A 10,896-nucleotide genomic window follows, 5' to 3' on the forward strand; every position below is an offset into this window, starting at 1 on the left:
CGATCATAATTAGAGATTTAACCTTGCAGAATTTGATACATATCATCTTTATGAATTTCCGATATTTCTACGTCCCAAACGCCTTGATTAATATACATCATTTCTTTCATTATGATCAGTTTTAAACTTTGATGCACGATGCTCGGATACGAGTTCACCTTACCAGCAGGCGGTAAATTAGAAAACTTAGAGTTCCCGGAAACGGTCACCAAAGCCAAGTTACCAAAACTATCTAAATCACTTGATTCCCAGGTTGCACCAGCAACTGGATTTTGTGGATTGAAGTGTTCAATAGATGTTCTAAATGAGAATTGCCAATCTTCTTGTAGAGGTGAAATGATCTTATTGTCTTTATAAGAATATCCATCTCGATACAGTAAGTAATCAAGATATGAAAATACGATTCGTTCAATTCTAAAACCACTGGCATTAGTAAAGTTAGACTCCTGTACTTTTTCATTACAATAATCTTCCAAAGTTGTTAAGATATCGCTTGTTTCATCCTCTAATAAGGTAGCCAATAGCAAAGGAATCCAGTGCATCGTCTTTGGTGACGTATATGTAATACGGAGACAAGCTTGAAGTGTTCTAATCTGCTTATTTTTTTGAGCATCATCACCGCCAAAGGTTCCTACATATTTCGGTTTCGCTCCATGTTTATCCGTGTATTTCTCTAACCGTTGCAAGGACCACCTTCCTGTTTCCTTATAATCTCTAACAAATTCGCGTTTTAGAACATATTTATCAAATAAGACTCGACATTTCAACAAATGATAAAGGAAGTCTTTCGCTTGCTTTTCATTAGACCAAGCCCAAGATATGTTGTCTAAGAAATTTTTATCATCCAAACTAGCATCTTCGTCAACCTTTTTTTGCAAAACCGTATTGACTTGCAAAATAAAGTTTGGAAATGTCACAGTAGATTCAAACCGTTCATTCTCAGGTTCATCTTGTTCAGTTTTTATCTCTTTATATTCAGGTTTTTCTAAAATATCGAGTAGTGTTTTAGATTTCTCCACCTCTTCATTTTCATCCGGCAAAATTGTTTTTATATCGTCAAACTTGTTTACTGAATCATTTAAACTAGACCAGTCCTTCGTAAACAACTTTTCCCTGTTAGTCACGTCAGCATTCATTTGTACATATGAATTCATGTTTGCACATATTTCCCAAATGAATGCAGCCGTTCTTTTATCTTGAGCAGTTGTTAGAACACTTAGAAGTTTTGCTTTAGCTATTTCATGAAGTTCCAATTGCTCTCCTCTAGTATTCATTATTTCAAAATAATGATTCAAATCGATATTAGGAGGTACTTGGACACGGATGAGTTTTACTTGATCCAATTTCTTTTTGAATGCTGATTTATCAATGTTTTCTTTAATAAAATAATTTTCAATCATTTGATAGCCATTGATAATTTCAGTTGATAATAATTCTTCTTGCATATCATTACTTGCTCCATCACTAATAAATCGAAGTGTCCGGTTCGACTTCTCTCTTGCCTCAAATCGCAATGCATCTTTTAAAAATGCTAGTCCTAAATATTTTTCTAGCAAATATATTGTCGTTAATCGCTGTTGACCGTCAATAACTTCATAAACGTCATTATCTTTTTGATTCACAATTAAATTACCTAAGAAATAATCATTTTCAGCACTATGAATATCCTCAATCAATTGTTCAATCTGCACTTCTTCCCATGCATAGTTTCTCTGATAAATAGGAATTTCATAATGAACATTATCAAACACATTAGATACTGACATCACTTTTATAATATTTTCCATCGCTTACCACCCATTCCAATCACACAATTTGCTGTGAATCTTTTGATATTTTTCAAGATTACTCTCATTAGTTTCAGGCTTTTTTAATGTTATTAGTTTTAACTCACCAGGTTCATTCATCTCACTTATTTGAGTAAACATGTCAATTCCCTCATTAATTCTTTCATGCTGACCTTGAGAATATTTATTAATCGTCTGGGGATAGACCGCATTCATCACTAGCCTTAATGAATAACTCCAACTGTATAAGTGTCGCATGACAGAATCTGTTAAACTCTCAAATCCAAATCGATCCGTAAAAAATAACAAAGAACACTCATAAAGTTGTTTTGTATATATATCCCCAGACCGACGACTAGGAATTTCTTTATCATGATGAAATGTAACTATTCTTTTTTGGATTTTATCTAATAAACTACCATAATGAAGTACGTAATGAAAAAATCGTCGTCCGCCAATTAGTGGTTGTGTTAACTGAAATTGATTCAAATCGCTGGTAGCTAATAATTCATTGTTACCTTGATGATTAAACTGTTCTACAAAAAGATTACTTGCTTTATGATATAGTGCGTAGTTATATATATTATTAGACTTGATACCTTTGAATATATCAATTTTGTTAACAGCGTATCCTACTCCATCTCTCCCTTTATACCACTGCGTTAATGGGTATAAATAGTTTTTAAATAAATCGTTGAGATGATCTTGATTGATATTTTCCCACTGATTAATGACATCAATTTTGTGGCTCTCTTCTTCATTATTCATCTCTCTTAGATGATAAGATTTCAGTAAATCATGTGGTGCTAATGCTTTTCCACGCGAATTTTGAGAATCAAAGAATTGAAATGCCTCTTGTTCATTATCGGTGACAATTTGTACTACAGAGCATTTATTCAGCAGATATTCCTTGTAATTTTGACGTTCATCTTTACTAAGTTCTTTTATTCTTTTATTTAGAATTCGGTAGTTTTCAACAATGACATTATTAGATAATGGACTATATTTTTCCTTAAAAAGACTTTGATCCTGTGTATTTAGTGGATCTAAACAATAAAGGAGAATAGACAAAGTTGTTAATCGTTGTTGACCATCAACAATATAATAGTTGTTATTATGTTTGTGAAGAACAATTGATCCTAAACGATATTCATCAACTCCGTTATCATAGGCGCTATAGGTATCGTGAAATAGAGTATTCGTTGACTTTACACTCCATGTGTATGGTCTTTGATATTCTGGAATTTTCAAATTCAATGTAAATAACTTCTGAACTTCAACAATTGCAAGTTCTCTTTCAATGAGTGCCATTCTGTACCTCCAATATATTGTTCAATGAAATCCTATCTCATATTCGTTTATATATTTAATGACAAGGATGGTGTTTCCATTGAACTATTAAAAGTCTTGTCAAATGTTAATTTTGATCGATTAATTTCTAGATACTTTTCTCTACACCAATCATCATACCATATTTACGCCTGCCATCTTATATATAAAGAGCGAACATCAAGTTCATCTCTTGTTGTTGAAGCAGACCACTCTAAATGGTCTGGTTTCGATCCTTATAAGAAGTGATCGAAACCAATTATCGTAACATTCGGAGGATAATTCGGAGGTCTTTTGACGCTTACAATAGCTACCTCTTAACTATTGCTCTTTACTTTCTCAATAGTTCATCACGGTCTAAGGCCCGTGGCGGTTCTTCCATCCACCCATGTTTTATCATGATTTTCGCCCCGTCATCAGCATATTTTAATATCTCTGCGACAAGCCTGCTATACATTACTCCAATATCCCTTCTCGGACTCATTGACATACTTGAACCATAATAACCTACACTAAGTGCAATTAAACTTGTTGTATAAAACATCATTTTCCTGTCAGAAAAAGTGTACGTAATAGAATCAGTAACCTCTGTGTCCCATGTCATAGGAATAGGTAAATCACTTTCATGGAGATATGAACCAAATATTTCACAATGCTTGTTTGCTATTTCCTTTCCCCTTATTAGAAATTGTTTTACATCTTCATTCTGAACAACTTGGCTATAACCAATTAAGGTGGCTTTTCCTAATGCATTCCTTTGAAAGTTGGTATATAGGTTGGTAATTTCGGTACCTGTAAGTGGTCGCTTTTCGCCAAAAAACCCTGCCAAAAAACTTTTTTGTTTTACAAAATCATATGATTCTGGCCTTGGAAGATATGGTGGCCTAATATACAGCCCTTTTGCCAATAATAGATCGTTGGTTTGTTTGATAAGATTATCTGATTCACTTAAACAATGACTAAAAAAGCTATAAACATCTTCTCTCACTGCTACAGGTAAAGCCATGCTATATGCATTTAAACCAATTTTACCTATATGATTAACCATATTTAAAAAATAATTATCAGAAAACAATCTTGGGGCAGTCACATCAACATCTTCATTTAATTTAAAGCCATGAGGTACAGGATAACCTTCCTGAGTGAATATTTCGGCTATTGTGTTAACGTGCAATCGCGAAGTGTCTAATGCATACTGAATAACAGATTTAATTTCCGTGTCTTCCACGATATTTAGGTAATATTTTAAATGACAAATGGAACCACTATCATTCATATATGTAGTCCATAAATTGGTGATTTCTGCTGATGTTAATTTAATGTTATTGTGTTGGGAAGAATCCATTTCTCTTCACTCCTTCATCATACTTAACCTCATCTTCAGTTTATCCATTTAGCACCTCTTATATGTAAAGAAGATAAACAAAGGAATGAAGAGTATTCAAACGTTTTAGTGACACATTTTTAAATTTATGGCTTTAAAAAAGAAAAAAACACTATATTGCAAGTGTTTAATTCACGCGAATCAGATAAATCAAATGTTTGTCTATCACCTGTGACCATTCTGGCTAAAAATAAGCAATCCATTATCGTGATTTTCTATTTATGATATTTTGTTCTTTCGCCATTTTCTTGGCTATTTTTGGTGCATCCCAAAGCGATGGAAGAAGGAGTAATGATACTGGTGCTGCTGTCACAACAATAAAGTTTTGTAGCGTACTGACCGTTTCTTCGCCAATCGCAAGCAATGAAACAGCAACAACTCCGAACATCAATGCCCAAAATACACGAATTAAGCGATTAGGCTCATCATTTCCACTTAAAGTTACCGCAACAGTGTAGGACATCGAATCAGCCGTTGTCGCAACAAAAACAATCGATACAATAATAAATCCAATGGCCAGCACAATACCTAATGGGATTTGGTTCATGATCGCCATCACCGTTGCCGGCATACCACTTTCGTTCAATGCGGTTGAAACAGAACCTGGGTTTTCGATTTCATAAAAAATACCTGAACCCCCAACCACAGTAAACCAAAGATTACTGACAATCGGCGCAATAATGGAAACGGCAATAATCAATTCTCTTATTGTTCTTCCTCGAGATATTTTGCTAATAAACATAGCCATCATTGGACCATAGCCAATAAACCAACCCCAGAAAAAAATCGTCCACGATCCTAACCATGCTTGATCTAGCCGGTATAAACTCATACTCAAAAAGTTTTCTAGATAAAAGGCTTCTGAACCAACAAATAAATCGATAATATACAAAGTCGGTCCAAGAATTAACATGGTAACCATTAATACAACGACCATACTGACATTGACTCGGCTGAGCCATTGGATACCACGTTCAACACCGGTTGCCGCTGAGATGGAGGCAATAACAGCTAAAAAGAGAATAATCACTGCCTGTGTGACAAAAGTATTTGGAATGTTAAATACTGCTTCCAATCCATATCCGACTTGAAGTCCTAAAAAGCCAATGGGTCCAATAGTTCCCGCTGCTGTCGCTACGATAGAGACAATATCAGCCAATGAGCCAACAAAACTATTTTTAAATATTTTCTTGCCCAACATTGGGTATAAAAAAGTCCGTGGCTTAAGTGGATAGCCTTTATGATAATGAGCATACATAAGCACAATCGTCGTTAAAGTGCCTAAACTTGCCCAAGCTGAAAAACCCCAGTGCAAATAACTTTGTGCCATTGCTGGAAATGCTGCTGTTGTCGTTCCATCTTTGATATCCGTGAATAGCGGAGGCGTTGTTATAAAATGGTACATGGGGCCAGCTGCAGCCCAAAAGACTCCCCCACTCGCTAAAAGTGTACACAAAATCATGGCAATCCAACGAAAATTGCCATTCTCCGGACGCTCCATTTTGCCCAGTCGTACGTTTCCATATTTGCTAAAAGCTAATATCAATCCAATGACAAACATTACTAATAATAACACTTGCCAATATGCTCCAAAGTATTTTGCTGTAAAAGTGAATGAATCACTGATCCATTGCCCAACTAATTCTTGATTGAAATAGGAAGTGATGATGAATAAAGCAAGTAGTCCTCCACTTACAATAAACGTCATCCAATCTAATTTTTTTGTCTTCCTAGTACTGTCATCCATTCTTTTCCTCCTATAATCATTGCCACTTAACTTTTTATCATTTCTTATTCATGTCCTATTTCCATAAACGTATGAATGCAAAAAAGCTAACGTTAAATTTTTTGTCTTCTAACACAATTAATCAATTATAGGTTAGTGAGGGAAATTAGTCAAAAAACAGCTTATATTTTCATTTATGTAATAAACATGGGGCAAAACTTTGTATTGGCGGTGCATAGAAATTATGTGAGGAATACTAGACAGTACAGCAAAAATGCGAAGGATGGCAGATATGTTATGAAAGGGAAGCACTATTGCGTTCTGCATTCTTTAATAATTTCAAGGAACGACAATTTCTCTCCGTGCATTTTTGCTGTTGATATGACAATAGTTCTAGGGCTTTTTAGCAGTTACAACTAAAATAATTAATATGATGTAATTCCGATAATTACAAAAATAATACCAATTAGTAGAGAAATGAACCCTCCCACTTTAATAATAATCCGCTCTCTCTTAGAACCTATTACGCTTAGAATCAAGCCTTCTAATAAAAATAACAATCCAGCAATCATTTTAAACATTCATTTTTCTCCCCTCAATAAATTAAATATTTCTTATCCCGCATACATTTTTATACAATTATTTTATCATATCTCAATTTCTCTTTCAGGCATATTATCCACTCCTTTCTTGTTTATACTTTTCTATAATTTGTTTTGCATCTTTTAAAGAGATACGCTCTTCCGTTTTGTTTATCTAAAATATTAAAAAAGCATAAAAAAATCGTGGAGTGCATCAATTTTGATGTCCTCCACGATTTTTATTTCACTCACTGGTTTTTCCCCAGCCTCATTTTTATGATAAACAAATTGTATTTAGTGACACCTTATCACACCATAACATCCCTATCACCTATTTTTTGGTATACTTTACATTCTTCCTTTTCCAAATGAATTTTAGTTAACGCTAATGTGAAGAGCAAAAATAACTCAAAACCATTTGTTATAGCACCGCTTGGGAGAAAAGAAGACAAAGCACTGCCGATACCCATGATGACTGTTCCAATCAGCATCCATTTCCACTTGGTTTTCCTATATAAAATAAACCCCGCAATTAACAACAAACAAGTAACTCCAATAATCATATATGGGGATGATTACTTGAAGATGTTGATACATATTGAAGAACATCATTATCCCATACTGGTTTTAACTTTAATTGCATAACACCCATCGTAATTTCAATCATACTTAGCAGAATTGCGACAAAGACTGAAAGCCATCTTACTATATTGCTTTTTACCCAATCTATGCCTGTTAGTTTTAAAACGCCATAACTAAACAATACTAAAGTTGGCGTAACCAATGCATGTATCCAATAGCGACCTAAATTCAGCATTGCGAGTAAATCACCTGTACCAATAAATCTCCCAAGAGCCAGGATCAAGTTGTCATATAGTAAACCAATAATGACAAGGTAAAGAAAACTTCGATATGTTAACTCTTTCTGTGATGACTTGAAAGTCCAGATAATCAGTATTATATAAGCTAGTACAAAAAAGGTATAAAGAAAAGTATCCATGAGTATCCCTCCTATTTAACTATATCCATTAAGAGAAAATTCATGCCTACTTTTACTATTACTTTTTTAGAGGATTGAATTAGTAAATCAGAACTCTGCCACGAGTTTCACGTCTTCTAAATATAACTTATGATTTTGGTAGTGTTTATTATAGTATTTCACACTGCAATGTAGTGAGAGTATGAATGAGGATCACTCCCAATATTGGAGAAGCTCACTGGTACCGAACCGTCCCCCTGTTTCACGCTAAGGTTGAAAAGTGTTCTTGGTCAATCTGCCATTTGAGAGGCTTTTGTTTTAAAAATCTTCTGAGTTCTTCCAACATATATTGTCCCATCCGGCCACATTCTGCTCCTTCGCTTCCTGCTAGGTGTGGGGTTAATACAACATTTTTCATTTCGTATAAAACAGAGTTTGCCAGAGGTGGTTCTGGATTGGTTACATCCAATACGGCTGTTAAGTCTGGCCGGTTATGGAGGACTTCGATCATTTCTTGCTGATTAACGATGGCACCTCGTGCAGTATTAATGAAACTGGCATTCTCCTTCATCCTTCGAAAATGTTTACCTTCGATAAGATTTCTTGTCTCTTCTAACAACGGGGCATGGAGAGAAACAATATCACAATGTTCAAATATATTATCTATCGTAGTCGGTGTTACTTGATAATATTCTGCCTCCTCCATCGTCATAAAAGGATCATAAGCATAGACATCAAGATCAAAGTGCTTTAATAATTCGCACACACCTCTTCCAACCGTACTCATCGATATAATCCCGACCTTACTGCGAAAGCCTCCACTTAAGTGATACGGTTTTGAAGGATAAGCACGATTCTCCTCAAGCATCCTCACATAATGCCAGCCACGTTTCAGGCAAAATAATATTTGCGATAATGTAAATTCTACTACAGGAACAGAATTCGCATAAACAGCGTTTGTGATCGTTATATTTCTTTTCCAAGCAGCATCTGTGATAATCATCTTTAAGGAACCTGCCGCATAAAAGAAAGCTTTCAGATTTGGCGCTGCCTGAGAAAAGTGTCATCTAATTTTGGACCTCCCCATCCAGAAAAAATAACATCTACGTCTTTTAAAACAGAAAGATCTGACTCTACCTCCTCAGCACTCATCACGTCACGATCTATGTCAATAAGTTGACGAATTTCACTTCTGATTGAATCAGGATAAACAAGTGGAAAAGGTTCTTTATTCATAATATAGATACCTTTCACACGATCCCCACCTTTTTTATTTAATAGATTGATAAATTGGAAAGTCTTGATCATCCCAAGCTTTTTTGCCTGTCCAGTCTTCTGCAGGCGCTTTCCAAAATGATGCATTTACATCAAGACCCAATGGCAAATATATAAAAGTAGCTAAATACAGACTTCCTGTCGATATGTAATGCTCTCCAATTGTCTTCTGATGTCCAGTTAAACCGATTGTCAACCAGCCGTTTTCATCAAACATATGATGTGACTGAAACGTACGCCTAATGACAGCTGTTAACCCTTCTCTCACCTGAGCCTCATGAAGAGAAAGTGGTAATTGACAGTGAAGAGCCTGGTTGGCTAAATGATGAAAGGCTCCAAAACGATAGGCAAGTGACCGTCCAATTGGTGGGAACGTTCCTTCTGGAGAAATCAATCGTTCCTGATACAACGCATATTGCTTTGCTCTTTCAATCAAAATTTCTCGTTTCTCCTGCCATTCAGGATATTCTTCACCAACCACATCGACAATATCAACCAGAAACGGTTGAATCACATAACTATTATAATAATCGGCATGGTAAGCAGGCCCATCACTGTAATGCCCATCACCTACATACCATTGTTCAAATTGTTTTAACGCATAATCAATCCGCATTGGATCCCAATCTTTTTCCCCTATTTGGTATAAGCATGCCTCAATCATTGCTGAAAACAACAACCAATTTGAAAAGTGTGGTTTGTAAGCACGTGTCTGCTTTAAGGCAGTAATAACCTTTTTTTGTGTCGAGGGATCTAATTTCTCCCAGAGTTGAGTTGGCGCACGCAGTATTGCTTGCGCAAAGAAGGCGGTATCAACTAGTGGCTGACCTTGATCCGAAAAATTCATATAATCAGGGGAAATTGGATCTACCGCATGAACAATTCCCTGGCGAACTTTCTCAGCAAAACTTGCTTGTAATTTTGCCTCTTCCGGATCACCACATTCATGCTCCAGCCACGGACTGATTCCATTAAGGGTACGGGCAAACGCCTCTAATCGCGAATAATGCTCACGACCCGCCCCTTCGACTTCCTCAATAGGCATTCGCTTTTTCAATTCCTTAACACTTGCGGCGTCTATGACTGGTTTTACTATCTGTTGCATCGTTGTTAGCCAATATTTTCGAGTATCCATTTTTCTTACTCCTTTTTACGTTATTTTTCATGTCGGACAATTAACTCTTTTCGATTTTCAATTTGTATCATCGCTCTGTAGGCAAACCACATAATAATTAAGCTTGAGGCACTTCCAACAAATAAAAAGAAGACGCCGGGTACATAAATTGTAATAATTAAAAATCCTATCAAATTTATCATTAATAGAAAAGTTTGCATTGGTGCAGATAAAGCAATTATAAGAGAGAATATTAACGATTTGATTAATCGCACATCATAATGAATATACGTTGGGAATAGGTACAAAAAGACAATAATAACCAAAAAAGATAATGCAAATAAAAGAAATAACAAAATATTCCCCAAGAGTTGACCTAATACTTGTGTAAGTTGCAAATTGAGATAAATCAACAGAAATAATAAAATAAATGGAATACCCAATATATTTGATGACTTGAAATTATTTCTATACACATTCCAAAAGTACGGCAATATTGCAAATGACGTATTGCCTCTTATCCATTTTCGCTCCACCGCAAACATAGCCGTTAATGCAGGAAAGAATCCACCAATAACTAACCCCAATAGACTAAAAAAGATCCATAATAAATTTAAGTAAGTTAGTCTTGTTAACCATACCATTGACCGATAAATAAAACCATCTGGATGCATAACGATCATTCCTTTTTTTAAAAAAACTTAATTATGGTACAAAAAGG

At 35.2% G+C, this 10,896-nt stretch carries 11 protein-coding genes; all 11 read right to left on the reverse strand.

Going from position 1 to position 10,896, the window contains the following annotated elements:
• Positions 1-17: 17 nt before the first annotated feature.
• On the reverse strand, positions 18-1,787 hold the full coding sequence (locus tag J416_RS06180; RefSeq protein WP_003466889.1) for a DUF262 domain-containing protein: 1,770 nt from the start codon (positions 1,785-1,787) through the stop codon (positions 18-20).
• Positions 1,788-1,790: 3 nt separating this feature from the next.
• On the reverse strand, positions 1,791-3,098 hold the full coding sequence (locus tag J416_RS06185) for a DUF262 domain-containing protein (protein ID WP_003466892.1): 1,308 nt from the start codon (positions 3,096-3,098) through the stop codon (positions 1,791-1,793).
• Between the two features lie 349 nt (positions 3,099-3,447).
• On the reverse strand, positions 3,448-4,461 hold the full coding sequence (locus J416_RS06190) for a DUF3231 family protein (protein ID WP_003466895.1): 1,014 nt from the start codon (positions 4,459-4,461) through the stop codon (positions 3,448-3,450).
• A 241-nt stretch (positions 4,462-4,702) separates the two neighbouring features.
• The gene (locus J416_RS06195) at positions 4,703-6,247 is read right to left on the reverse strand and encodes a BCCT family transporter (RefSeq protein WP_003466897.1); all 1,545 of its coding nucleotides are present in this window, start codon (positions 6,245-6,247) and stop codon (positions 4,703-4,705) included.
• A gap of 404 nt (positions 6,248-6,651) precedes the next feature.
• On the reverse strand, positions 6,652-6,807 hold the full coding sequence (locus J416_RS15710) for a hypothetical protein (RefSeq protein ID WP_156809534.1): 156 nt from the start codon (positions 6,805-6,807) through the stop codon (positions 6,652-6,654).
• 308 nt (positions 6,808-7,115) lie between these two features.
• Positions 7,116-7,349 (reverse strand): hypothetical protein, encoded by a 234-nt coding sequence (locus J416_RS15065; protein ID WP_052000936.1) that lies wholly within the window; start codon positions 7,347-7,349, stop codon positions 7,116-7,118.
• Positions 7,350-7,366: 17 nt separating this feature from the next.
• Positions 7,367-7,807 (reverse strand): hypothetical protein, encoded by a 441-nt coding sequence (locus J416_RS15070; protein ID WP_052000937.1) that lies wholly within the window; start codon positions 7,805-7,807, stop codon positions 7,367-7,369.
• A 241-nt stretch (positions 7,808-8,048) separates the two neighbouring features.
• Positions 8,049-8,789, reverse strand: a complete 741-nt coding sequence (locus J416_RS06205) for a hydroxyacid dehydrogenase (protein ID WP_003466899.1) — start codon at positions 8,787-8,789, stop codon at positions 8,049-8,051.
• A 32-nt stretch (positions 8,790-8,821) separates the two neighbouring features.
• A complete protein-coding gene (locus tag J416_RS16190) occupies positions 8,822-9,040 on the reverse strand; it encodes a Rossmann-fold NAD(P)-binding domain-containing protein (protein ID WP_003466900.1) in 219 nt (72 codons plus the stop codon).
• 16 nt (positions 9,041-9,056) lie between these two features.
• A complete protein-coding gene (locus J416_RS06210) occupies positions 9,057-10,196 on the reverse strand; it encodes a DUF2264 domain-containing protein (protein ID WP_003466901.1) in 1,140 nt (379 codons plus the stop codon).
• A gap of 20 nt (positions 10,197-10,216) precedes the next feature.
• Positions 10,217-10,849 (reverse strand): YesL family protein, encoded by a 633-nt coding sequence (locus J416_RS06215; protein ID WP_003466902.1) that lies wholly within the window; start codon positions 10,847-10,849, stop codon positions 10,217-10,219.
• Positions 10,850-10,896 lie beyond the last annotated feature (47 nt).

This window comes from Gracilibacillus halophilus YIM-C55.5, from assembly GCF_000359605.1.
Lineage (GTDB): Bacteria > Bacillota > Bacilli > Bacillales > Amphibacillaceae > Gracilibacillus > Gracilibacillus halophilus.